Source organism: Phenylobacterium soli, assembly GCF_003254475.1.
Classification (GTDB): domain Bacteria; phylum Pseudomonadota; class Alphaproteobacteria; order Caulobacterales; family Caulobacteraceae; genus Phenylobacterium; species Phenylobacterium soli.
This window is the reverse complement of the sequence record NZ_QFYQ01000001.1, coordinates 3,315,747-3,339,313: the sequence shown is the minus strand read 5'-3', so window position 1 is coordinate 3,339,313 and position 23,567 is coordinate 3,315,747. Positions and strand designations below refer to the sequence as shown.

The window sequence follows — 23,567 nt, the reverse complement described above, 5'->3', positions numbered from 1 at the left end:
CGTTGCTTGACCGGCGATTTTGGGGGAACAAGCGGCAAGGACCCATCCGTGACTGATTTCGCCCCCGACGCCGCCCAGCCGAACGCCGCCTCGTCCGACAGCGCCGGCCCCGACGCCGGGCCGGCCGCGCAGCGCATCCTGGAACTCCTGCCCGATCCCGTCCTGCTGGTCCGAGCCAACGGAGCCGGAGCGCCGGAGATCGCCTACGGCAACCAGGCCGCCCGCAGCCTCTACCGGGTCGAGCTGGCCGGATCGCCGGTCGGGGCCGTGCTGCGCCAGCCGCAGGTGCTGGAGGCGGTCGAGGAGGCCATCGCCACCGAGAAGCCGGTCGAGGTCGCCTACGAGTCCATCGGCGTCCAGCCACGCTACTGGCGCGCCTTCGTGCGGCCGCTCAAGGATGACGACGTGCGCGAACTCGTCGTCATGCTGCGCGACGAGACCGACGCCAAGCGCACCGAGCGCATGCGCGCCGACTTCCTGGCCAACGCCAGCCACGAGCTGCGCACCCCGCTCGCCTCCCTGGCCGGCTTCGTCGAGACCCTGCGCACCCACGCCAAGGACGACGCCGCGGCCCGGGACAAGTTCCTGGCCATCATGGCCGAGCAGGCCGGCCGCATGACCCGGCTGATCGGAGACCTGCTGTCGCTCAGCCGCATCGAGCTCAACGAGCACGTGCCGCCTTCCGGCGTGGTCGACCTCGCCCAGACGGTCCAGGATGTCGTCGACGGCACCCGCCCGCTGACCGCCGAGCGCGGCGTGACGGTGGAGGTGGAGACCGGCGAGGGGCCGTTCACGGTGACGGGCGACCGCGACCAGCTCGTCCAGGTGATCCAGAACCTGCTGGACAACGCCCTCAAGTACTCGCCCGACGGCAAGGCGGTCCGGGTGCGCATCGAGCGCGCCGCCACTTTGGAGGCGGCGCGCGCGGCGAGCGGCCGGGAAGGCTGGGTGGCGCTGTCGCTGCTGTCGCCCGACGCCAGCCCCCAACAGGCGGCGGGCCAGGCGTTCGTGGCGGTGCGCGTCACCGATGAGGGCCGCGGCATGGCCCGCCAGCACCTGCCGCGTCTCTCCGAGCGGTTCTACCGCGTCGAGGGGCAGAAGAGCGGCGGCACGGGGCTTGGCCTCGCCATCGTCAAACACATCGTCAACCGCCACCGCGGCGGCGTGCTCGTCGAGAGCGCCGAGGGGCAGGGGACGACCTTCAGCGCCTATCTGCCGGCGGCCTGAACGGCCCGAGCGGCCTAGCCGCCCAGCATCACCCCGCCCTCGACCATCAGCACCTGGCCGGTCGTGTAGCCGCCCTTCATCGAATAGAGGTAGGCCTGCGCCGTCTCCTGGGGCGTGCCGATGCGTGGGATGAGTTGGCGCTGGGTCATCAGGGCGATGCGCTCCTCGCGGATCTCCGCCGGGATCAGGCTGTCCCAGATCTCGGTGCTGATCATGGCGGGGCAGACGCAGTTCACCCGGATCGGGGCCAATTCGACGGCGAGCGCGCGGGTCAGGTGCTCGAGCCCGCCGGCCATGGCCGTGGAGATGGCGCTGCCCTTCGAGGGTCTGTGGGCGATGGTGCCGTTGGTCAGGGTGAAGGAGCCGCCGGCCGGCAGCCGGCGCGCGCCATGCTTGGCCACCGCCACCGCGCCCCAGAAACGGACCTTGAAGGTGTCGGCCGCGGCGGCGAGGTCGAGGCTTTCGAGCGTGCCGCGCCGCATGCCGCCCCAGTCGCCGGCGGTGAAGACGATGTGGTCGAAAGCATGATCGGCGTCGAAGAAGGCCTGCACGCCGCCCTCGTCCGTCACGTCCAGCGGGCGGCCCTCCGCGCCGGCCCCGAGCCGGGCCGCCGCGGCGGTGATCTTATCCGGGTTGGAGGAAGCGACCACCGCCCTCGCGCCCTCGGCCAGGGCGGCCTCGGCCACCGCGTAGCCGATCCCCGAGCCGCCGCCGACCACCAGGATGCGCTTGCCTTCGAGACCCATCGATCACTCTCCGTTTGAGAGGCGACTATAGGTGCGGGGCAGTCGGTCGCAGGCAAGTTTCGCGCAGGGTCAGCGCGACTGTCACATAACTGTCATACGGCACCGCTACTTTCCCACGCCTGAACGAAGGTGCGCGCTGTGGCCCAACCGATTCCCAAGAGTTCCTACGCCGCCGAGCTGCGGGCCCTGGTGGCGGAGGTCATCCGCATGGGCGGCCTCGCCGAAGCCCAGGTGGTCGATGCGGTCGACGCCGTGGTGCGCCGCGACGTGCCGCTGGCCCAGGCGCTGATCGTCCGCGACCTGCGGCTCGACGACATGCAGGCCGACATCGAGCGGCGCGCGCTCTCGCTGATCGCCGACCAGGGACCCTCCGACGAAGACCTGCGCCGGGCGGTCTCGACCATGAAGCTGGCGATGAACCTCGAGCGCTGCGGCGACCTGGCGCGCAACATCGCCAAGCGCAGCCTGGTGCTCTCCGGCTCCGACCCGGTGCTGCCGCTAATGAGCGCCATCCAGCGCATGGGCCGCCTGGTGGCCGCGCGCCTGCGCGAGGTGCTCGACGCCTACGCCGCCCAGGAGATGGACGCGGCCATGGCCGTCTGGCGCCGCGACGAGGAAGTCGACGAGCACTACGAGAGCATCTTCCGCGAGCTGCTCACGCTGATGGCCAACGAACCGGACACGGTGGCGCCCGGCGCCCACCTGCTGTTCATCGCCAAGAACCTGGAGCGCATCGGCGACCACGCCACCAACATTGCCGAGATCCTCCACTTCCAGCTGACCGGCGAGGAGCTCTCGCAGCCCCGGCCGAAGGTCAGCCTGCTGGAAGCCGACCGTCCGAGGGATACGCCGCAGTGACGCCGTACATCATGGTGGTCGAGGACGAGGACGCTCTCGCCACCCTCCTGACCTACAACCTCGAGAAGGAGGGTTTCCGCGTCGAGCACGCCGGCGACGGCGAGGAGGCGCTGCTCAAGGTCGAGGAGGAGACGCCCGACCTGATCCTGCTCGACTGGATGCTGCCCAAGGTCTCCGGCGTCGAGGTCTGCCGCCAGCTCCGCGCGCGGCTGGAGACCAAGCGCACCCCGGTGCTGATGCTGACCGCCCGCGGCGAGGAGACCGACAAGATCCGCGGCCTCGACACCGGCGCCGACGACTACGTGGTCAAGCCCTTCGCCATGAGCGAGCTCACCGCCCGCATCCGCGCCCTGCTGCGCCGGGCGCGGCCGGAGCTGGTCGACGAGCGCCTGGAATACGCCGACATCGTCCTCGACCGCGGCAGCCGCCGGGTGACGCGCTCGGGCCGCAACGTCCACCTTGGGCCCACCGAGTTCCGCCTGCTCGACTTCCTGATGCAGCGGCCCGGCCGGGTGTTCAGCCGCGAGCGCCTGATGGACGCCGTCTGGGGCCCCAACACCTATGTCGAGCTGCGCACGGTCGACGTCCATGTGGGACGCCTGCGCAAGGCGCTGCGCGCCAACGGCTCGGACGACCCGATCCGCACGGTCCGCTCGGCTGGCTACTCCCTGGACCAGCAGGGGTGAGCGCGAGGCGTGTCACGCGCCCGTCACCGATTCAGCCGCTAGCTCATCTCCGTTGGGGGAGATCGCCATGACGCAGACGCTGCGCTGCCGCACCGCCTTCATCTCGGACGTCCACCTGGGGACCAAGGGGTGCCAGGCCGAGCAACTGCTCGAGTTCATCCGGGTGCTCGACTGCGAGACGCTCTACCTGGTCGGCGATATCGTCGACGGCTGGAAGATGAAGAGCGGCTGGTTCTGGCCCCAGGCGCACAACGACGTGGTCCAGAAAATCCTTCGCCTGGCCCGCAAGGGCGTGAAGGTCGTCTATGTGCCCGGCAACCACGACGACCGGGTGCGCGACTTCTGCGGCGTCCACTTCGGGGGCGTGGTGGTGGCGCGCGACGCCATCCACGAGGCGGCCGACGGCAAGCGCTACCTCGTCACCCACGGGGACGAGTTCGACGGGGTGATCCAGCACGCCCGCTGGCTGGCCTTCCTGGGCGACTGGGGCTACCGGGCGCTGCTCGGCCTCAACACCCATTTCAACCGCCTTCGCCACGTCATGGGCCTCGGCTACTGGAGCCTTTCGGCCTATGTGAAGCACCGCGTGAAGAACGCGGTCGCCTTCATCGACAAGTTCGAGGCGGCCATGGTTGAGGAAGCTCGCCGGCGCGGCGTTCAGGGCGTGATCTGCGGTCACATCCACCATGCCGAGATGCGCGACATCGACGGCGTCGCCTACGTCAACGACGGGGACTGGGTCGAGAGCTGCACGGCGGTCGTCGAGCGCTTCGACGGCGGCCTCGAGGTAGTCCGCTGGCACGAGGTCCGCGACCGGTACGCCGAGGCCGGTCTTGGCGAGCTGCCCGGCGCGGAGCCCCTGGCGGCCTAAGTCCTCCCGAGGACGGGAGCCTCTCCCCAAAAAGAAGCGGCCGCGGCCCGATGGTGAGCCGCGGCCGAGAAGGCCCTGCGTTGGGGGCTGGTTTCCTACAGGGCGGATCTCATTGGGCGGATCTCATTGAGCGGGGTCACGCGGCGACCGCCGGCGCGCGGGGCGTTGCGCGCAATCGACCGGCCAGGCTGCCGTCGCGGAGGTAGATCAGGACTTCGGCCGGCTCGCCGGCGTCGGCGAGCCGATGGGCTAGGCGCCGGGCGGCGGCCTCGGCCTGCGCCCCGGTGGTGAACACCTGGAAGCCGTCCTGCGCGTCGATGCGCAGGCTCCAGCCGAAGGCGGCGGGACGAACGGCGAGGATGCGGGTCATGGCGATGCTCCCGATGTGATGGCCCAGCCCGAACGCCGCGCAATCTAGGGGTGCGGTGTGTCGGCCCTATGACGACTTGATTGCAGTCCTGCGCCGGTGCGGCCGGACCAGGGACTCGGGCTCGCCGCATGTGTGGCGGGTTTGATGCGCCTCAACGCGTGAGGCCGGCTTTCGGCGCACTTACATCGAAGTGTCACGCAAGCTTTGTAAGACGCCCTCGCGCGGCACGACGGAGGCCGTGCGGAAGAGGGGTTTCCAATGAACAAGAAGATGTCGCTGCTCACGGGGGCGGCGCTGGGCGTCTTCCTCGCCGCCGGCGCCACGGCCCAGGCCGACGCCAAGACCAAGGCCAAGCCGCATCACGCGCCGGCCGAATCGCTGGCCGCCAAGCAGGCGCAGGAGATCGAGCTGCTGAAGGCCCAGGTCGAGTCGCTGAGCGAGCGCCTGCTGGCGATCGACCAGCAGCAGGCCCAGGTGAAGGCCCAGGCCGACCAGGCGCAGGCCGCCGCTCAGGCCGCGCAGGCCGAGACCGCCGCCCAGATCAAGACCATCCCGGCCACGGTGAAGACCCAGGTCGCCGCCGCCCTTCCGAAGCCGAAGCCGAGCTGGGCCGACAGCACCCAGGTCAGCGGCCGGATGTACTTCAACCTCTCGAACATCGAGCAGAAGAGCAACGGCGCGAAGGTCGCCCCGTCCGGCACGGGCTTCGACATCAAGCGCTTCTATGTGGGCATCGACCACAAGTTCAACGACACGTTCTCGGGCAACATCACCACCGACATGAACTACGTGTCGAACGACGGTGAGACCCAGGTCTACATCAAGAAGGCCTACCTGCAGGCCAAGCTGTCGGACGCCGCGATCATCCGCGTCGGCTCGGCCGACCTGCCCTGGGTGCCCTTCGCCGAAGACGTCTACGGCTACCGCTTCATCGAGAACACCGTGGCCGACCGCACCAAGTTCGGCACCTCGGCCGACTGGGGCGTGCACGCCTCGGGCAAGCTGATGGACGGCAAGCTCGGCTACGCCGTCGCGATGATCAACGGCAACGGCTACAAGAACCCGAGCCGCGCCAAGTCGGTCGACTTCGAAGGCCGCGTGAACCTCAACATCGACAAGGCCGTGTTCGCGGTCGGCGGCTACACCGGCAAGCTCGGCAAGGAAGTCACCGGCGGCGTCGCCACCCCGCACACCGCCACGCGCGTCAACGCCCTGGCCGCCTGGGTGGACAAGAAGTACCGCGTCGGCGTCGAGTACTTCTCGGCCAAGGACTGGAACAACGTCACCACCGCCGCCGAGGACAAGGCCGACGGCTACTCGGTGTTCGGCTCCTACAGCTTCACCCCGGAGATCTCGGCCTTCGGCCGCTGGGACCGCGTGAAGCCGTCCAAGACCCTCAAGGCCTCGGAGAAGGACAACTACTTCAACCTTGGCCTGAACTGGGAGCCCACCAAGATCGTCGACCTGGCGCTCGTCTATAAGCGCGACAAGGTCGACAACGGCCTGCTGTCGACCAGCAATGGCACGATCGGCGGCTCCAACAGCGGGACCTACGACGAGGTCGGCCTGTTCGGCCAGTTCCGCTGGTAAGGAGAGCGCCCGCGGCGCCTTCCTCCCAGCCGCGGACGAGACCTGCGAAGAGCCCCCGGAGACGGGGGCTCTTTTGCGTTCGGGCCGCTCCGTGACGCTGTCTCCGATCCGTCACGCAAGCTTCGCCGAAGCGACATCTGCGGGGGTTAAGCCGTGCTGCGAGAGCGACGGGGACTCGGGCGCTCGAATTCAGGAGACACCAATGTTCAAGACCCTCGCAGCCGCCCTGGGCGTCGCGCTCACCGTGGGCGCTTCGACCGTGGCTCAGGCGGCCACCATCACCGGCGCCGGCGCGACCTTCCCGGCGCCCGTCTACGCCAAGTGGGCGGAGAGTTATAAGGCCTCCACCGGCACGGCCCTGAACTACCAGGCGATCGGCTCCGGCGGCGGCATCAAGCAGATCAACGCCAAGACCGTCGACTTCGGGGCTTCCGACAAGCCGCTGAAGCCGGAAGACCAGGAAAAGAACGGCCTGACCCAGTTCCCGACCGTCATGGGCGGCGTCGTGCCGGTCATGAACCTGGAAGGCTTCAAGCCGGGCCAGATCAAGCTCACCGGCACCCAGCTCGCCGACATCTACCGCGGGGTGATCAAGCGCTGGGACGACCCGCTGCTGCAGCTCACCAACAAGGGCCTGGCCATGCCGCACCTGCCGATCACGGTGGTGCACCGCTCGGACGGCTCGGGGACGACCTTCCTGTTCACCAGCTACCTCGCCATGAAGGCCCCGCACTGGGCCTCGGACGTCGGCGCCTCGGACAGCGTGAACTGGCCGACCGGGCTCGGCGGCAAGGGCAACGACGGCGTCGCCGCCATGGTCAAGCAGACCCCCGGCGCGATCGGCTACGTCGAGTACGCCTACGCCAAGCAGAACAACCTCACCTACGCCCTGATGCAGAACAAGGCCGGCAAGTTCGTCGCCCCGACCGCCCCGGCCTTCGCCGCGGCCGCGGCGGGCGCCGACTGGTCCAAGGCCCCGGGCTTCTACCTGCTGCTGCTCGACCAGCCGGGCGCGAACTCCTGGCCGATCACCGGCGCCACCTTCATCCTGATGCACAAGGAGCAGGCCAATCCGGCGGCCGGCGCTGAGGTGCTGAAGTTCTTCGACTGGGCCTACAAGAACGGCGACGCCGCGGCCCAGCAGCTCGACTACGTGCCGATGCCGGCGAGCGTGAAGACGCTGATCCGCAAGGCCTGGAGCCAGCAGATCAAGGCGGGCGGCAAGGCCGTCTACGCCAGCCGCTAAGAGGACGTGGGGACGCTCCGCCGGGCTTCGCCGGGGCGTCCTTCTCTTGACGGCGATCAAGGCCGCGCGCCCGCTGTCATCCAAGCTTCGCGAAACTGTCACGGAAGTGTCTTCGGGGGCGGTTATGCCCCTGTCACCGAATTGCCGCGAAGGTCGGAGGACAGGTGATGATCAGACGAGTTTTCCTGGCGCTCGCCGCCACGGCCGCCCTGGCGGCGCCCCTGGCGGGCTGCTCCGGCAAGGGTGGTGAGGCCAAGGCCCCGGCCGGGCCGCAGATTTCCGGCGCCGGCGCGACCTTCCCGGCGCCGCTCTACGCCAAGTGGGCCGAGGCCCAGAAGCAGGCCACCGGCCTGACCCTCAACTACCAGGCCATCGGCTCCGGCGGCGGCATCAAGCAGATCGAGGCCAAGACCGTGGCCTTCGGCGCGTCCGACAAGCCGCTGAAGCCGGAGGACCTCGAGAAAAACGGCCTCCTGCAGTTCCCGACCGTGATGGGCGGGGTCGTGCCGGTGGCCAACCTGCCGGGCGTGACCCCCGGCGGCCTCAAGCTCACCGGCCCGCTGCTCGCCGACATCTACCTCGGCAAGGTGACCAAGTGGTCGGACCCGGCCATCGCCGCGCTCAACGCCGGCGCCAAACTGCCGAACCTGCCGATCACGGTGGTGCACCGCTCGGACGGCTCGGGCACCAGCTTCCTGTTCACCAGCTACCTGACGACGGTCGCTCCGCAGTGGGCCAAGGTCGGCGCCTCCGACAGCGTCGCTTGGCCGGCCGGGCTCGGCGGCAAGGGCAACGACGGCGTCGCCGCCATGGTCAAGCAGACCCCCGGCGCGATCGGCTACGTCGAGTACGCCTACGCCAAGCAGAACGGCATGACCTACGCGCTGCTGCAGAACGCCTCGGGCGCCTTCGTGGCCCCGACGGCCGCCAACTTCGCCGCCGCCGCGGCGGGCGCGGACTGGACCAAGGCGCCCGGGTTCTACCTGCTGCTGCTCAACCAGCCGGGGAAGGACGCCTGGCCGATCACCGGCGCCACCTTCATCCTGATGCACCGCCAGCAGAGCGACGCGGCGACCGCCAAGGCCGTGCTCTCCTTCTATGACTGGGCCTTCAAGAACGGCGACGCCCAGGCCCAGGCGCTCGACTACGTGCCGCTGCCGGACGCGGTGAAGACCCTGGTGCGCCAGAGCTGGTCGGGCGTGGTCGGACCGGACGGCAAGCCGGTCTACCAGCCGGCGTCCTGAGCCAGCGGATCGGCGGGGGCTGACGAGAGATGAGCGCCGAGACGGATCAAGTCGAGACCGCGCCCGCCCGCACGGCCAAGGGCGTGGTCTTCGACCGCACCTTCGAGGCCCTGTGCTTCGCGGCGGCGACCCTGCTGCTCACCGCCCTCGGCGGCCTCATCGTCAGCCTGGCGATCGGCGGCTGGCCCGCCTTCCGGACCTTCGGCCTGAGGTTCTTCTACACCTCCACCTGGGACCCGGTGCAGGAGGTCTATGGCGCGTCCGGCGCTATCGTCGGCACCCTGATCACCTCGGCCCTGGCGCTGGCCTTCGCCCTGCCGTTCGCCCTGGGCGTGGCGATCTTCCTGGTCGAGCTCTGTCCCGAGCGCCTGCGCCGCCCGATCGGCACGGCGGTGGAGCTGCTCGCCGGCATCCCCTCGATCGTCTACGGCATGTGGGGGCTGTTCGTCTTCGCTCCCTGGTTCGCCAAGCACGTCCAGATGCCGGCGATGATGGCCTCGCCTCCCGGCTCGGTGTGGGAGAAGCTGACGGCCGGGGTGCCGAACGGGGCCAACATCCTCTCCGCTTCGCTCATCCTGGCGATCATGATCCTGCCGTTCATCGCGGCGACCATGCGCGAGCTCCTCCTGACGATCCCGCCGGCGGTGCGCGAGAGCGCCTATGGCCTCGGCTCGACCACCTTCGAGGTGATCCGCAAGGTCTCGATCCCCTACGTCCGCTCCGGCGCGGTGGGGGCGATCATGCTCGGCCTCGGCCGCGCGCTCGGCGAGACCATGGCGGTCACCTTCATCATCGGCAACGCGCACGGCTTCCCGAGCTCGCTGTTCGCCTCGGGGGCGACCATCGCCTCGACCATCGCCAACGAATTCGCCGAGGCCACCGGCGAGCTGCACACCGCCTCCCTGGTGGCCCTGGGCCTCGTGCTCTTCATCATCACCTTCGCGGTCCTGGCGCTCGCCAGGCTGCTCATCGGCCGGCAGGCGCACTCATGAGCGCGGGATCCCCGAGACTTTCCAGGCGCGCGGCGGAGTACGCCTTCCTGGTCTTCTGCTGGCTGGCCACCGGCCTCGCTCTGGTGGCGCTCGCGGCCATCCTGTGGGCGCTGTTCAAGCAGGGCGTCGGCGGGCTGAACCTCGCGGTGTTCACCAGGTCGACCCCGGCGCCGGGCTCGGAAGGCGGCCTGCTCAACGCCATCCTCGGTTCGGTGATGATGTGCGTCGTCGCCATGGCCGGGGCGGTGGCGGTGGGCGTCATGGCCGGCACCTGGCTGGCCGAGTTCGCCAAGGACAGCGCCTACGGCAAGGTGGTGCGCTTCGTGAATGACGTGCTGCTATCGGCCCCGTCGATCCTGGTCGGCCTGTTCGTCTACGAGCTGCTCGTGCGGCCGATGAAGGGCTTCTCGGGCTATGCGGGGGCCGCGGCCCTGGCGCTGCTCGCCATCCCGGTCATCGTCCGCACCACCGAGGACGTGCTGCGGCTGCAGCCGGTGGCCCTGCGCGAGGCCAGCGTCGCGCTCGGCGCGCCGGTCTGGAAGACCATCCTGGCGGTGGTCTGGAAGGCGGCCCAGGGCGGCATGCTCACCGGCGCCCTCCTGGCCTTCGCCCGGATCAGCGGCGAGACCGCGCCCTTGCTGTTCACCGCCCTCAACAACCAGTTCCTGAGCCTCGACCTAGGCAAGCCCACCGCCAACCTGCCGGTGGTGATCTTCCAGTACGCCCTGTCGGCCTACGACGACTGGCGCAGGCTCGCCTGGGCCGGCGCCATGCTGATCGCGGTCGCGGTGCTCGCCGTCACCATCATCGCCCGCCTCTCCACCCGGGAGCCGAAACGCTCATGACCGTCCAGACCTTCGAGGTTCCCGACACTGCGGAGACCCGCATTCTGGCCCTGCCGGGCGAGGAGGTGGTGATCCAGGCGAAGGGGCTGAACTTCTTCTACGGGGCCAAGCAGTCGCTGTTCGATGTCAGCGTCGGGTTCAAGCGCAAGGCGGTGACCGCGCTGATCGGCCCGTCCGGCTGCGGCAAGTCCACCCTGCTGCGCACCCTGAACCGCATGTACTCGCTCTATCCGGGCCAGCGGGCCGAGGGCCAGGTGCTGCTCGACGGCGAGGACATCCTCGGCCGCGGGGTGGACCTCGCCGCGCTGCGCGCCCGGGTCGGCATGGTGTTCCAGAAGCCGACGCCGTTCCCGATGTCGATCTACGACAACGTCGCCTACGGCGTGCGCCTCTACGAGAAGCTGTCCAAGGGCGACATGGCCCAGCGGGTGGAGGAGAGCCTGCGCCGCGCCGCCCTGTGGGACGAGGTGAAGGACAAGCTGAAGGACAGCGGCCTTGGCCTGTCCGGCGGTCAGCAGCAGCGCCTGTGCGTCGCCCGCGCCATCGCCGTGAAGCCCGAGGTGCTGCTGCTCGACGAGCCGGCCTCGGCGCTCGACCCGATCTCCACGGCCCGCCTGGAAGAGACCATCAGCGAGCTGAAGAGCGACTACACCGTGGTGATCGTCACCCACAACATGGGCCAGGCCGCGCGTCTCTCCGACCACACCGGCTTCATGTACCTCGGCAAGATGATCGAGTTCGGCGAGACCGAGCAGGTGTTCACCAACCCGGCCACCAGCCGGGCCCGTGACTACATCACCGGCCGCTTCGGGTAGGGGGAGCGCATGGAACATACGTTCAAGGCCGTCGACGAGCAGCTCCAGGGGCTGTTCCGCGACGTGGGCGTCATGGGCGACCTGGCCGTCGCCCAGCTGCGGGGCGCGGTGACCGCCTTCGTGGCCAACGACACCGCCTCGGCCGCGGCCATCGCCGCCGGCGACGCCAGGCTCGACGAGATGGACGCCGACATCGAGCGCCGTGCGGTCCGATTCATCGCGCTGCACCAGCCGATGGCCGACGATCTGCGGGCCCCGATCACGGCCATGAAGACGGCCATGAACCTCGAGCGCTGCGGCGACCTCGCCAAGAACCTCGCCAAGCGCACCGCCCAGCAGAAGGGCCCGCCATCTCAGGCGCAGGCGAAGGGACTGACCGATCTCGGAATGCTGGTCGCCGACCGTCTGGCCGAGGTGATGATTGCCTACCGCAACGCGGACGCGGGCAAGGCCAAGGTGGTCTGGGAGCGCGACACCGACATCGACGAACTGCACGAGAAGGTGTTCCGCCACATCCTCACGGACATGTCCGGCGATCCGAAGTCGATCGAGGCCTCCACCGACCTGCTCTTCATCACCAAGAACCTGGAGCGGGTGGGCGACCACGCCACCAACATCGCCGAGCTGATCTACTACCAGGCCACGGGCGAGGAGCTGTCGGACCGCCCCAAGGCGGGGTGAGCCGTCGTCAGGCGTTCAGCAGACGCACCGGCGCGCGCCAGGTGAGGCCGTTCGGCTTGAGGTCGAACACCACGCGTCCTCGGCTGGAACTGTCGACCCCCAGCTTGAGGAGGCGCGAGCCGAAGCCGGTCCGGCTGGGCTCGGCCACGCGGGGGCCGTCGTGCTCGGTCCATTCCAGCAGCGCCTCGTCGGGATGGCGCGGATCGCGCGAGGTCCAGGACAGCCGCACCCGGCCGTGGGCGTCGGACAGGGCGCCGTACTTGACGGCATTGGTGGCGAGCTCGTGCAGCGCCAGGGCCACCGACACCGCGCTCTCGGCCGAGACGCAGGCCGGGCCGCCCTCGATCAACACCCGCCGGTCGCCGTCGACGTAGGGCGCCAGCGAGGCCTCGGCGAGCGCCCGGAGCTCGACCCCGCGATGGTGCGACTCCAGAAGCAGGTTGTGCACCCGCGCCAGCGCCATCAGCCGCTCGTTGAAGGCCGGCAGGAAGTCCTCCAGCCGCTGAGACGTGCGGGCGGTCTGGGAGGCCAGGCTCTGGACGATGGCCAGGTTGTTCTTCACCCGGTGCTGCAGCTCGTGCACCAGCAGGGTCTCGCGTTCGCGGGCGAGGGTGAGGTCGCGCAGGGCGCGGCGCAGGATCAGGCTGACCAGCACGATGACGCCGCCGGACCCGACGAAGGCCACGAGCGAGGCCAGGTCGTCGGTCTTCAGCAGGAAGCTGTATCGCGGCGGCACGAACAGCCAGGCGGTGGCCGCGCCGGTGAGGACGAGGCAGATCAGGCCAGCCCAGCGCCCGCCCCAGAGGGCCGCGACGAGCAGGGCCGGAAACACCGTGACATAGGGCGCGCGGTCGCCGAGGGCCGGGTTGAGCAGCTCGCGCAGCAGGATCGCGAACACCGCCGGGGCCAGGCCGAACCAGAGCACCTGCGCCAGGGTCGGCGAGGTGGTGATGACGACGCGGCGCAGCCTCTCCAGCACGTTCGTTCCTAGCCCGCTCCCAACATCTGGCTAGCACAGCCGTCCGCCGGCGACGCCAACCCAGGTCAAAACGCGCGATCAGGCCGCTTCGATGAGGCGGGCGGCCTTCAGGAAGTCGAGCAGGGCCGCGTTGAACGCCTTCGGGTTGTCGATGTTGGCCGCGTGGCCGGCGTTTGGGATCACCGCCTTCTTCGCGCCTGGGATCTTGGCGGCCATGTAGTCCGAGGCCGCCAGGAACGGGGTGTCGTTCTCGCCGACGATGACAATCGTGGGCACGGCGATGGCGGGCAGGCTCTCGATCACCTGGGCGTCGCGCTGGGTGAGCATGCCCCGCGCGGCGTGGGCGAGGCCCGTGGCGTCCCGGTGGTGGGCGGCCTGCACCTCGGCGCTGGCCTTGGAGAGATCGCCGAGGCCCTTCTCGTCATAGCGCTCGGCGCGGGCGATGGCGTTGGCGTTCCAGCCGGCGCGCGCCTCATCGTTCTTGTAGCCGGGGCCGGTGTCGATGATCAGCAGGCCGCGCACGCGCTCGGGATGGCGGCGGTGGAAGGCGAGGCTCATGTAGCCGCCCAGCGACAGTCCGCCGACGACGGCGGTGCGAGCGCCCACCCTGTCCAGCAGGGCGGCCATGTCGGCGACGGTGGCCTCTTCGGAATAGGCCTTCGGATCGGCGGGATAGTCGCTCTGGCCGTGGCCGCGCATGTCCCAGGTGATCACCTGAAAGTGGGGCGCGAGGGTGTCGATCTGGCCCTTCCACATCTGGGAGGTGGCCGAGAAGCCGTGGGTCAAGAGGAGGGCGGGACCCTCGCCGTGGACCTCGTAATAGAGCTGGACTCCGTCACGTTCGAGCTTGGGCATGCGAACTCCTCCGCGGCCCTTTTGGCGGGCCTTGGAGCCAGCATGCCAAACGGCTCGGCGATCAGCCAGCCCGGCGCAGGCGCAGCGCCGGCTGGGCCACGCCCGCAGCGCGGGTCACCGCGGCGATCAGGCCCTGCACCATCACCGGCTTGGGCACGAAGCCCGAGAAGCCCAGGGCCAGGTACTCGGCCGGCTCTCGGCTCAGGATGTCGGCGGTCAGGGCGATGACCGGGGTATCGCGTTCGGGACCGGCGCGCTCGCGGATGCGCTTCAGGACCTCGATGCCGCTCATCTCCGGCATGTGGATGTCCATCAGCACCACGTCGAACGCCTGGCGGGACATCTGGTCGAGGGCCTCGACGCCGCTCAGCGCCTTGACCGCGCGGTGGCCGAAGGCGGTGAGGATCTCCTCGACCACCCGCAGGTTCACCGGATCGTCGTCCACGTGGAGGACCGACAAAGCCCGCTCGGGCTTGGAATTGGAAACGGACACTCGACACTCCCGCCTGCCGGTCGCGGCCGCCAAGCTGCGGTCCGACCTCCTGCAACCTTAACGTGGCGCCAGAAGGCTAAGGTAAGGCTGACAGATACGGCTAATGGCCGTTAACCCGCAGGCCGATCAGATGATCTTCCCCTGCGATACTGTGCCGGGGCCGTACAACCGGCGGTGATGCATTAATATTCGAGGGGCGGGCACGGTTAAGCGGCGCGCGCGCTATTCGCCCTCCGACAGGATTTCGCTGCCTCGGCGCAGCACGATCTTGCGGCCAAGGTGCTCGCTCTGCGCCGCGGCGAAGATCGCCCGCGCCAGCACTGCGCTGGCTGCGCGGCCGAGAACCCGCTCCGGGGCCGTGCGCGTCAGGTTCCACAGCTCCACGGCGTACGGCAGCCGGGCCGCAGGCGCCCCGGCCAGGGCGGCGTCCGGCGGCGCCTCACCCTCTTGCTCCCTCATGCCCCCGCCCGCCGGATCAGTGGGTCTTGCCGGCCCAGCGGCTGATCACCGCGGACTTGTGGCGAAGCGTGATGGTGCGGCCCGGATACTCGCGCGTAGCGGCGAAATAGGCCGCGTAACCGATCGCCGGGCTGACGCTGACCGCCACCACCAGTTCCACCACCTTGCCGTTCTCGTCCCAGACCTCGACCTTGTAGGGAAGATCTTCGGTCTCACCTTGGAACTCTCCGTATGGTGGAGGCGTTCTTTGTGTTTGATCTGGCGGCTCGTCGGGGGGACGAAGCTTATGAATGTTCCAGCCCATGCTGCCTCTCTCGCCGGCGCGCGCGCATCCTTCGCCACACGCGTCGGTCGTGTCAATTCCGCGGTGGGCGCTTGTTGCCGAAAGTTCAGTCGTCTAAGTAACTTAAGGGTGGCTTCGCCCTCTCAGTGACGGCGTATTTCGATGAATGATCTCCCCCCGCAGGACCGAGCGTTGCACTTCCTGGTGGAGTCGGCGGTCGACTATGCGATCTACATGCTGGATCTCGAGGGGCGGATCGTCACCTGGAACACCGGCGCGGAGCGGCTGAAGGGCTACACGCGCGACGAGATCCTCGGCCAGTCGTTCGAGCGCTTCTTCAGCCTCGAAGATCGCCGGGCCGGGCTGCCGCAGCGCCTGCTCGCCCGCGCCCGAGAGGAGGGCCGCATCGAGAGCGAGGGCTGGCGGATCCGCAAGGACGGCAGTCGGTTCTGGGCGCTCGCCGGTCTGCACGCGGTGCGCGACGACGCGGGCCAACTGATCGGCTTCGCCAAGATCACCCGCGACACCACCGCCCAGCGCCAGGCCCAGCAAGCGCTGATGGAGAGCGAACAGCGCTTCCGGCTGCTGGTCGAAGGGGTGATCGACTACGCGATCTACATGGTCGACGTGAACGGCTCGATCACCAACTGGAACAAGGGCGCCGAGCGCATTGAGGGCTATCGCGCCGACGAGGTCATCGGCCGCCACTTCAGCCTGTTCTACACGCCCGAGGACCGCCAGGCCGGACTGCCCGCCAGGGCTCTGGCCAGCTCGCTCGCCGATGGGCGTTACGAATCCGAGGGCTGGCGGGTGCGCAAGGACGGCTCGCGCTTCTTCGCCTCGGCGGTCATCGATCCCATCCACGACGATCGCGGCGTGCACATCGGCTTCGCCCAGATCATCCGCGACATCAGCGAGCGGCGCGCAGCCGAGGATGCCCTGGCCGACAGCGAGCGCCAGTTCCGCCTGCTCGTCTCGGGCGTCGTCGACTACGCCCTCTACATGCTCGACCCCAACGGGATCGTGACCAACTGGAACGCCGGGGCCCAGCACATCAAGGGCTACTTGGCCGACGAGATCGTTGGGCAGCACTTCTCGCGCTTCTACACCGAGGCCGACCGCGCCGCCGGGGTGCCGATGCGTGCGCTGCAGGCCGCCGCCGAGCACGGTCGCTACGAGGCCGAGGGCTGGCGCATGCGCAAGGACGGCACCTTGTTCTGGGCCAGCGTCGTGCTCGACGCCATCCGCGACGAGGACGGCCGCATCCTCGGCTACGCCAAGATCACCCGCGACATCACCGAGAAGCGCAACGCCCAGCTCGAGCTGCAGCGCGCCCACGAGCAGCTCGCCCAGGCGCAGAAGATGGAGGCGCTCGGCCAGCTCACCGGCGGCGTGGCGCACGACTTCAACAACCTCCTGATGGTGGTCAGCGGCCAGGCTCAGCTGCTGCGCCGCAAGCTCGCCGACGATCCCCGCGCGCTGCGGGCGCTCGACGCCATCGAGACCTCGGCCCGTCGCGGCGAGGACCTGACGCGGCACCTGCTCTCGTTCGCCCGTCGCCAGCGGCTGCAGCCTGTCTCGGTCTCGCTCAATGACCGCGCCAAAGGCCTGCGCGAGCTGCTGTCCGCCAGCCTGCCGCCGAACGTCCAGCTGATCGTCGACTTCCCCAGGAAACTGTGGCCGGTGAAGGCCGACATCTCCGAGCTGGAGCTGGCGGTCCTCAACCTGACGGTCAACGCGCGCGACGCCATGCCGAACGGCGGCGCCCTGACGATCTCGGCCGAGAATCAGCGCCTCGAGCGCGGCAAGGGTCCAGGCGACCTCGCCGGCGAGTTCGTCGCCCTCAGCGTCCACGACACGGGGCAGGGCATCCCGGCCGACATCCTGCCGCGGGTCTTCGATCCCTTCTTCACCACCAAGGAGGTGAGCAAGGGCACCGGCCTTGGCCTCAGCCAGGTCTACGGCTTCGCCCAGCAGTCCGGCGGCCGCGTGTCGGTGACCAGCGAGCTGGGGCAGGGGGCGAGGTTCACCCTGTATCTGCCGCGCGCCGAGGCCGCGCCCCAGGCCAAGGACGCCGAGGCGCCCCTCGAGGCCGCCACCGGCGCGGAGATCCTGCTGGTCGAGGACAATCCCGAGGTCGCGGAGGTGGCGGCGGGCATGCTCGAGCAGCTCGGCCACAATGTGCGCATGACCGGCAACGCCGCCGCCGCCCTCAAGGCCATCACCGAAAAGGGAGCGCCGGACCTGGTGTTCTCCGACATCGTCATGGCCGGTGAGATGGACGGGGTGGAGCTGGCGCGGCGCCTGCGCGAGGAGCGGCCCGAACTGCCGGTGCTGCTGGCCACCGGCTACAGCCAGGCGGCCGAGCGGATCGGCGACGAGTTCCCGATCCTGCGCAAGCCCTATCAGATGGCCGAGCTCAGTCACGCGGTGACCGCGGCCCTCGCCGGGGCCGGCGACAAGCTGGTTCGCATCGACGCCGCGCGCCGCGCCCGCGCCCGGCGCCAGGACCGGGCGGGCTGAATTCGCGAGGCCAGGCCTCACGCCCCTTTGATCAGGCTTGGCCGCGCCGGGCCTTGCGATCGGGAACCTCCATCCACAGCTTCGGTTGGAATCCCACGAGGCGGCAATGTCCCGCCGCCGTCCCACTGGCAATTGTGGAGGTCACGCCATGGGGGACTATTGGTTCCGCGCCCTGCAGGCCGCCGAGGAGGCTGAAGAAGCCGCCAAGCGGCTCCGCAACCGCTACGGCCGCGAGGCCGAAGACCATCTCGACGACGCCGCGCCCCGCGCCGAAGCCGAAGAGGCCCGCCGCGCACGCATGGCGGATGTCCGCCGGGCCCTTCGCTGGACCTGACGCCCCTTAGGGGCTGAAGCCGGCGATGAGGCTCCGCAGCTCCGGCTCGTCGACGAGGCCGGCGCCTTCGTCGAGCGACACCCAGAGCTTGTCGCGGATGTTCATCTCCGGCCATTCGGCGTGCTCGTGCACAACCTCAAGCCCGTAGACCGTCACCTTCAGGCGCTGCAGCCGGCCGCTCTTGAAGAGCTTCTGGTAGCGGTATTGGCCGAGCGGCTTCTCGGCCACGCGGCCGGCGACGCCGGTCTCCTCCAGGGCCTCGCGGGCCACGGCGATGGTCGCCGGTTCGTCCTTCTTGCCCCAGCCCTTGGGCAGCACCCAGCGCCGCGTCTCGCGCGAGGTGATCAGCAGGATCTCGACGCCGGTCTCGGTCCGCCGCCAGGGCAGGGCGGCGTACTGGCGCCGCGGCCGCTTGGGCTTGGCCCCCTTGGGCTTCGGCGACTTGGCGGCCTTCCCGTCCTTAGGCATCTCAGCCCCACAGCCGGTCGGCGAACCGGGCCAGGAAATAGAAGCCGGCGGCGAGCAGCGCCGAGGCCGGCATGGTGATGATCCAGGCCCAGACGATACCGCCGGCGACGTTCCAGCGCACCGCCGAGACCCGCCGGGCCGCGCCGACTCCGACGATGGCTCCAGTGATCGTGTGAGTCGTCGACACCGGCACGCCGATATAGGTCGCGGTGAACAGGGTGATGGCCCCGCCGGTCTCGGCGCAGAAGCCCTGCTGCGGCGACAGGCGGGTGATTTTCGAGCCCATGGTGTGCACGATCCGCCAGCCGCCGGCGAGGGTGCCAAGGGCCATGGCGGTCTGGCAGCTCAGCACCACCCACATCGGCACGTGGAAGTCGCCGCCGCCGGCGCCCCCGGCCTGGTGGGCGTAGAGCAGCACGGCGATGATGCCCATGGTCTTCTGGGCGTCGTTGCCGCCGTGGCCCAGGGAATAGAGCGAGGCCGAGACGAACTGCAGCTTGCGGAAGGTGGAGTCGGCCAACGAGGGCGAGGCCTTCACGAAGGCCCAGGAGACCGCCAGCACCAAGAGGAGGGCGAGCACGAAGCCCATGCCGGGCGACAGCACGATGCCCATGATGGTCTTGTTGACCCCGGCCCAGACCACCGGCGAGAGGCTGCCGGCCTTGGCGATGCCGGCGCCGAGCAGGCCGCCGATCAGGGCGTGCGAGGACGACGAGGGGATGCCACCCAGCCAGGTGATGACGTTCCAGGTGATCGCCCCGCCGAGCGCGCCGAAGATCACGGCGTCGGAGACGATCTTGGGGTCGATGATCCCCTTGCCCACGGTGTTGGCGACGTGCAGGCCGAACACCAGGAAGGCGACGAAGTTGAAGAACGCCGCCCAGAACACCGCGTAGCGGGCCGGCAGCACCCGGGTCGAGACGATGGTGGCGATCGAGTTCGCCGCGTCGTGCAGCCCGTTCAGGAAGTCGAAGAGCAGGGCGACGCCGATGAGGAAGATCAGCAGCAGCCCGGAGCCGGCGAGGTCCATCCGCGCGCGGCCCTTAGAGGTGCTCGATCAGCACGCCGCTGATCCGGTTGGCCACGTCTTCGAAGCGATCCACCACCTTCTCCAGGTGGTCGTAGATCTCGGCCCCGACGATGTAGGCCATCGGGTCGGTCTTGGCGGGCCCGCGGTAGAGGGCCGCCATGCCGTCGTCGTAGAGCTTGTCTGAGAGGTCCTCGAGCCGCGTCACCTCCTCGGCGATGCGGTTCAGCTGGCCGGCGTTGGCGCGCATCGAGCGCAGCAGCGGGATGGCCTCGGAGGTGTGGCCCGCCGCCTCGACGATCAGATCGCCCAGCTTGACCATGTCCGGATGGAAGCTGCGCTGGTCGAACAGGGTCACCGCCTTGGCCGTCTTGTGCATCTGGTCGATGGCGTCATCCATCGCCGTGATCAGGTCGATGATGTCGCTGCGGTCGAAGGGGGTGATGAAGGTCCGCCGCACCGCCAGCATGCACTCGCGCGTGATCTGGTCGGCGTCGTTCTCGTGGCGCGCCACCTCTGCGCACAGCTCCGGCACCTTGTCCCCGCCGTCCAGCATCCGCCGCAGGGCCTCGGCCCCGGCGCACAGCGTCTTGGCGTGCGCCTCGAAGAGGTCGAAGAAGCGGCCCTCCTTGGGCATCAGCGCCTGGAACCAGCTCAGCATGAGACCCCCGGACGAATCTTGACAGTTATGTGACTACGCGGCCGGCAGCGGTACGGCGCAAGGGGGCGCCTGTAAACCGCCTTCCCTGCGGCGGGCTCTAAACCCGTGGGTCGCGCCCGGCGTTCGGCAAGATCAAATAAGACAACCATTGAGGGATGAAACCGCCGCCCCGGCGCGTTGGACGCGTGGGACGTCCCTGCGGCCAAGCTTCCATGGAGCCCTTCGGCTCGGCCCGTCGCGGGGATCAGAGGGGAGCGAGCCCATGGCGCGCGTGGTGGCGATCGGCGAAGGCCTGGTGGAGCTCAGTCTCACCGAGAACGGGGCCGCCGCGGTGGCCTACGGCGGCGACGCCTTCGCCACCGCCGTCTATCTCCGCCGCCTCGGCTGCGAGGTGAGCCTGGCCACGGTCATCGGCCGGGGCGACCCGTTCAGCGGCGGCATGCTGCGCAAGATGGCCGACGAAGGGCTCGACGCCTCCCTGGTCGCCCTCGCCGAAGGACGCCTGCCGGGCCTCTACGCCATCGAGCGCGGCGGCCTGCGCGGGCGTGGCCTCTACGAGTGGCGCGGCGAGGCGCCGGTGCGCGACTTCTACCGCTACGCCAACGAGCCGATCCTGCGGTCGGCCCTGCGCTCGGCCGATCTCGTCTGCCTGACCGGCGCGACGCTCGCGGTGCTGGGCGAGGCCGGCCGCGGGGCCCTGATGATCATGCTCGCCGAGGCAGTCCACGCCGGGGCCCAGGTGGCCTTCGACGTCAACTGGCGCGCGGGGCTGTGGAAGTCGCCGCAGGCCGCCCGCGCCGCGGCCGAGATCCTTGCGCCGATCTGCCGATACGTCTCGCTGAGCGAGGAGGACGCCGAGGGGCTCGGCGGCTGGCGACCGCCGCCCGGACCGGAGGTCGTGGAGCGGATGAGCGACCGCACGGTGCGCGTGCGCTCGGAGGAGGGGGATCTGGAGTTCCGGCCGACCCGCGCCGCGGTGCCCGTGGTCGACGCCACCGGCGCCGGCGATGGCTTCAACGCCGGCTACCTCGCCGGCCGGCTGGCGGGAAAGCCGGTGGCCCAGGCCGTCACCTGCGCCAGGCTGCTGGCCGAGGCGGTGATCGCCTACCCGGGCGCGGTGATCCCCAGGCTCGCCATGCCCAGCCTGCAGGCCGCGGCGGCCGATCCGAGGGCCTGCCGGGCCGGCTGAGCCATCCCCGTTGAGTGTTGGCTGAGGCGTGCGCCGAATGGATCGGCCCGGCTGCTGGAGAGAGGGGCTCGTCTGGGGCCGGACCGATCCGTTCGGACGCGGCCGGATGGGGGCGACCGGCCACGCGAACGGCCCACCAACCGAGGGCCCTTCTGTCGAGTTCCAGACGCTAAGAAATGACTACAGCTTCATCGTACCGCCGCTGGCGATCCAGCTGTCGACCACGTCTCCGAGGACGGTGATCGGCACGGCCCCGGTCTCGACGATCAGGTCGTCGAACTTGCGCAGGTCGTATCGCGCGCCGAGCGCGGCCTTGGCCTTCTCGCGCATGCGGTTGATCTCGGTGTGACCGATTTTGTAGCCGCAGGCCTGGCCGGGGGTGCCGCAGTAACGGTCGATCTCGCTGGTCATGGCGTCGCGGGTGCGGCCGGTGTTGTCCATCGCCCACTGCACCGCCTGCTCCCGGCTCCAGCGCTTGGCGTGCAGGCCGGTGTCGACCACCAGGCGCACGGCGCGGAACTTCTGGGCCTGCAGGTAGCCGAGGCGCCCGGCCCAGTCGTCGTCGTACATGCCGATCTCGTCGCCGAGCTGCTCGGCGTAGAGGGCATAGCCCTCCACATAGGCGTTGAAGCCCGAGATCAGCACCCGGATGAGCGGCATCTTGCCCGTCTCGGTCAGATAGGCGCCCTGCCAGGCATGGCCCGGAATGCCCTCGTGGAAGGTGAGGGTGGGCAGCGAGAACTTCGGCCAGTTCGAGGTGGTCTTGAGGTTGATGTAGTAGATCGACGGCCGCGAGCCATCGAGCGAGCCGGTGTTCATATAGCCCTGGCCGGCGCCGTCCTGGATCTCCACCGGCACCCGCTTCACCTGGATCGGCGCCTTCAGCTTCAGGTCGAAGGCCTTGGCGAGCTTCGGCCGCACGGAAGCGATGACGCCGTTCAGATAGGCGATGAGCTGCGCCCGCCCGGCGTCCGTGTCAGGGAACAGGTACTTGGGATCCTTGCCGAGGGCGGCCATCCGCTCGCCCACCGAGCCCTGGGTCAGGCCCTGCTTCCTGAGCAGCCCGTCCATGCGGTCCTCGATGGCCCGGTTCTGCTCCAGGCCCATCTGGTGGATCTGCTCGGCCGTGAGGCTGGTGGAGGTGCCGACCTTCAGCAGCCAGGAATAGTAGGCCTCGCCGTCGGCCAGTCGCCAGACGCCGGCGTCGTGGCCGGCCTTGGGCTGCAGGCTCTTGAGCGTCTCGAGCTGGCGTCCGAGCGCCGGATAGACCTCGCTCTCCACCAGGCGCGCGGCGCGCGCGCCGTAGTCGCCGCCGAGCTTCTTCGCCGCGGCCCGCCGGGCCAGCGACTGGGCCAGGCGCGACTTCTCCGCCGGGATCGCCAGCAGGTCCTGCTGCTGGCCGATGGCGTTGGCCAGGATGAAGTCCGGCGGGATCACGCCCTTGCCGGCGTCGCTGACGATCCGCTCGTTCTCGTGGGCGATGGTGCGCGCCATCTCGTGCAGGCGCGACAGATAGGCGTCGGCGTCGGCCGCAGTGTCGACCTTGTGCTGGCTGTCGAGGAACTCCGGCAGGGACGAGTAGGCGCCCGACTGCTGGTCCACGACGTGCGGGCCGGCGGCCTCGCTCATCGCCGAGGCCAGGGTGTTGTTGCCGAAGTCGAAGGGCGCGGCCTCGACGCCGAGCTGCAGGGCGTAGGCGACGGTGGCCTTGTCCAGCTTCGAGCGCGGCGAAAGGCCGGCGTCGGGAATGGCGGTGAGTTGGCGCAGGGCGTCGGCGCTGAAGCTCACGTCCGAGGCGTGCGCGCTCGGCGAGGCGTCGGACAGCGCCGACTTCAGCCCCGCCCGGGCGCCCGTGTCGAGGCCGAGGTTGGTGGCCGTCTCGGGCCAGCGGCTGAGCAGGGTCTCGGAGAGCCCCGTCATGTGGTCGGCGAGGCGGCTGTCCGGGGTCGCCGGGGCCGCAGCCTTGGCCAGGTGGTGGGCGGCCTTGTGGCCCTTGGCGAAGGAAGGCGAGCCGGCCACGAGGCCCGCGGCGGCGCCGGTGAGAAGCAGGTGTCTGCGATCGAGCATCATGGGCTGGACCGTAGGGCGCGCCGCCCGGAGGCGGCAAGTGCGAGCCGCGGCAAAA

General features: G+C 69.7%; 25 protein-coding genes. 14 read left to right on the top strand and 11 right to left on the bottom strand.

Going from position 1 to position 23,567, the window contains the following annotated elements; translation table 11 throughout:
• Positions 1-48 precede the first annotated feature (48 nt).
• Positions 49-1,227: a sensor histidine kinase gene (locus tag DJ017_RS16505; protein WP_111529746.1), complete on the top strand. Its 1,179-nt coding sequence runs from the start codon at positions 49-51 to the stop codon at positions 1,225-1,227.
• Between the two features lie 14 nt (positions 1,228-1,241).
• Here DJ017_RS16505 and DJ017_RS16500 read toward each other — a convergent pair whose 3' ends face one another.
• On the bottom strand, positions 1,242-1,973 hold the full coding sequence (locus DJ017_RS16500; protein WP_111529745.1) for an SDR family oxidoreductase: 732 nt from the start codon (positions 1,971-1,973) through the stop codon (positions 1,242-1,244).
• A 138-nt stretch (positions 1,974-2,111) separates the two neighbouring features.
• On the opposite strand from DJ017_RS16500, the gene phoU (DJ017_RS16495) reads away from it, so the two are divergent.
• The 3 genes from phoU (DJ017_RS16495) (at position 2,112) to DJ017_RS16485 (ending at position 4,388) form a co-directional block, all read left to right on the top strand.
• Complete coding sequence (phoU, locus tag DJ017_RS16495; RefSeq protein ID WP_165830660.1) at positions 2,112-2,831, top strand: phosphate signaling complex protein PhoU; 720 nt, start codon at positions 2,112-2,114, stop codon at positions 2,829-2,831.
• Positions 2,828-3,517 (top strand): phosphate regulon transcriptional regulator PhoB, encoded by a 690-nt coding sequence (gene phoB / locus DJ017_RS16490; protein WP_111529744.1) that lies wholly within the window; start codon positions 2,828-2,830, stop codon positions 3,515-3,517. Before phoU (DJ017_RS16495) ends, phoB begins: the two co-directional genes overlap by 4 nt.
• A gap of 67 nt (positions 3,518-3,584) precedes the next feature.
• Positions 3,585-4,388, top strand: coding sequence for a UDP-2,3-diacylglucosamine diphosphatase (locus DJ017_RS16485; RefSeq protein WP_111529743.1), 804 nt, complete (start codon positions 3,585-3,587; stop codon positions 4,386-4,388).
• 136 nt (positions 4,389-4,524) lie between these two features.
• Here the strand turns inward: DJ017_RS16485 and DJ017_RS16480 are convergent, their stop codons facing one another.
• Positions 4,525-4,758 (bottom strand): DUF2188 domain-containing protein, encoded by a 234-nt coding sequence (locus DJ017_RS16480; RefSeq protein ID WP_111529742.1) that lies wholly within the window; start codon positions 4,756-4,758, stop codon positions 4,525-4,527.
• 258 nt (positions 4,759-5,016) lie between these two features.
• Between DJ017_RS16480 and DJ017_RS20485 the strand changes: the two genes are divergently transcribed.
• The 7 genes from DJ017_RS20485 to phoU (DJ017_RS16445) all read left to right on the top strand — a co-directional run bounded on the left by DJ017_RS20485 (position 5,017) and on the right by phoU (DJ017_RS16445) (position 12,171).
• Positions 5,017-6,348, top strand: coding sequence for a hypothetical protein (locus DJ017_RS20485; protein ID WP_111529741.1), 1,332 nt, complete (start codon positions 5,017-5,019; stop codon positions 6,346-6,348).
• A 202-nt stretch (positions 6,349-6,550) separates the two neighbouring features.
• Complete coding sequence (gene pstS / locus DJ017_RS16470; RefSeq protein ID WP_111529740.1) at positions 6,551-7,594, top strand: phosphate ABC transporter substrate-binding protein PstS; 1,044 nt, start codon at positions 6,551-6,553, stop codon at positions 7,592-7,594.
• 167 nt (positions 7,595-7,761) lie between these two features.
• On the top strand, positions 7,762-8,838 hold the full coding sequence (gene pstS, locus DJ017_RS16465; RefSeq protein ID WP_111529739.1) for a phosphate ABC transporter substrate-binding protein PstS: 1,077 nt from the start codon (positions 7,762-7,764) through the stop codon (positions 8,836-8,838).
• A 29-nt stretch (positions 8,839-8,867) separates the two neighbouring features.
• Complete coding sequence (gene pstC, locus DJ017_RS16460) at positions 8,868-9,830, top strand: phosphate ABC transporter permease subunit PstC (protein ID WP_111529738.1); 963 nt, start codon at positions 8,868-8,870, stop codon at positions 9,828-9,830.
• A complete protein-coding gene (gene pstA, locus DJ017_RS16455; protein ID WP_111529737.1) occupies positions 9,827-10,675 on the top strand; it encodes a phosphate ABC transporter permease PstA in 849 nt (282 codons plus the stop codon). The genes pstC and pstA overlap by 4 nt, the downstream gene beginning before the upstream one ends.
• The gene (gene pstB / locus DJ017_RS16450) at positions 10,672-11,490 is read left to right on the top strand and encodes a phosphate ABC transporter ATP-binding protein PstB (protein ID WP_111529736.1); all 819 of its coding nucleotides are present in this window, start codon (positions 10,672-10,674) and stop codon (positions 11,488-11,490) included. The genes pstA and pstB overlap by 4 nt, the downstream gene beginning before the upstream one ends.
• Positions 11,491-11,499: 9 nt before the next feature.
• Positions 11,500-12,171 carry a phosphate signaling complex protein PhoU gene (gene phoU / locus DJ017_RS16445; RefSeq protein WP_111529735.1) on the top strand — a complete coding sequence of 224 codons (672 nt, stop codon included), beginning with the start codon at positions 11,500-11,502 and terminating at the stop codon, positions 12,169-12,171.
• 7 nt (positions 12,172-12,178) lie between these two features.
• Here the strand turns inward: phoU (DJ017_RS16445) and DJ017_RS16440 are convergent, their stop codons facing one another.
• The 5 genes from DJ017_RS16440 to DJ017_RS16420 form a co-directional block, all read right to left on the bottom strand.
• Complete coding sequence (locus tag DJ017_RS16440; protein ID WP_111529734.1) at positions 12,179-13,150, bottom strand: sensor histidine kinase; 972 nt, start codon at positions 13,148-13,150, stop codon at positions 12,179-12,181.
• Positions 13,151-13,228: 78 nt separating this feature from the next.
• A complete protein-coding gene (locus tag DJ017_RS16435; RefSeq protein WP_111529733.1) occupies positions 13,229-14,005 on the bottom strand; it encodes an alpha/beta fold hydrolase in 777 nt (258 codons plus the stop codon).
• Positions 14,006-14,066: 61 nt separating this feature from the next.
• Positions 14,067-14,498, bottom strand: a complete 432-nt coding sequence (locus DJ017_RS16430; protein WP_165830659.1) for a response regulator — start codon at positions 14,496-14,498, stop codon at positions 14,067-14,069.
• 222 nt (positions 14,499-14,720) lie between these two features.
• Complete coding sequence (locus DJ017_RS16425) at positions 14,721-14,957, bottom strand: hypothetical protein (protein WP_111529731.1); 237 nt, start codon at positions 14,955-14,957, stop codon at positions 14,721-14,723.
• A gap of 16 nt (positions 14,958-14,973) precedes the next feature.
• Entirely contained in the window at positions 14,974-15,261 is a 288-nt protein-coding gene (locus tag DJ017_RS16420) for a hypothetical protein (protein WP_111529730.1), read from the bottom strand.
• Between the two features lie 141 nt (positions 15,262-15,402).
• Between DJ017_RS16420 and DJ017_RS16415 the strand changes: the two genes are divergently transcribed.
• Together DJ017_RS16415 and DJ017_RS16410 are read left to right on the top strand one after the other, a co-directional pair.
• Complete coding sequence (locus tag DJ017_RS16415) at positions 15,403-17,763, top strand: PAS domain S-box protein (RefSeq protein ID WP_111529729.1); 2,361 nt, start codon at positions 15,403-15,405, stop codon at positions 17,761-17,763.
• A gap of 148 nt (positions 17,764-17,911) precedes the next feature.
• Complete coding sequence (locus tag DJ017_RS16410) at positions 17,912-18,097, top strand: DUF4169 domain-containing protein (protein ID WP_111529728.1); 186 nt, start codon at positions 17,912-17,914, stop codon at positions 18,095-18,097.
• A gap of 6 nt (positions 18,098-18,103) precedes the next feature.
• Here DJ017_RS16410 and DJ017_RS16405 read toward each other — a convergent pair whose 3' ends face one another.
• From DJ017_RS16405 to DJ017_RS16395, 3 genes are read right to left on the bottom strand one after another with little or no spacing between them, the layout of a single operon-like run.
• Positions 18,104-18,565, bottom strand: a complete 462-nt coding sequence (locus tag DJ017_RS16405; RefSeq protein WP_111529727.1) for an NUDIX hydrolase — start codon at positions 18,563-18,565, stop codon at positions 18,104-18,106.
• Position 18,566: 1 nt separating this feature from the next.
• Positions 18,567-19,595: an inorganic phosphate transporter gene (locus DJ017_RS16400; protein ID WP_111529726.1), complete on the bottom strand. Its 1,029-nt coding sequence runs from the start codon at positions 19,593-19,595 to the stop codon at positions 18,567-18,569.
• Positions 19,596-19,608: 13 nt separating this feature from the next.
• Positions 19,609-20,253: a DUF47 domain-containing protein gene (locus tag DJ017_RS16395; RefSeq protein WP_111529725.1), complete on the bottom strand. Its 645-nt coding sequence runs from the start codon at positions 20,251-20,253 to the stop codon at positions 19,609-19,611.
• A 262-nt stretch (positions 20,254-20,515) separates the two neighbouring features.
• Here DJ017_RS16395 and DJ017_RS16390 point away from each other — a divergent pair, with 262 nt between their 5' ends.
• Positions 20,516-21,442 (top strand): sugar kinase, encoded by a 927-nt coding sequence (locus tag DJ017_RS16390; protein WP_111529724.1) that lies wholly within the window; start codon positions 20,516-20,518, stop codon positions 21,440-21,442.
• 180 nt (positions 21,443-21,622) lie between these two features.
• On the opposite strand, the gene DJ017_RS16385 is transcribed toward DJ017_RS16390, so the two are convergent.
• Positions 21,623-23,512, bottom strand: a complete 1,890-nt coding sequence (locus DJ017_RS16385; RefSeq protein ID WP_111529723.1) for a DUF885 domain-containing protein — start codon at positions 23,510-23,512, stop codon at positions 21,623-21,625.
• Positions 23,513-23,567: the final 55 nt, after the last annotated feature.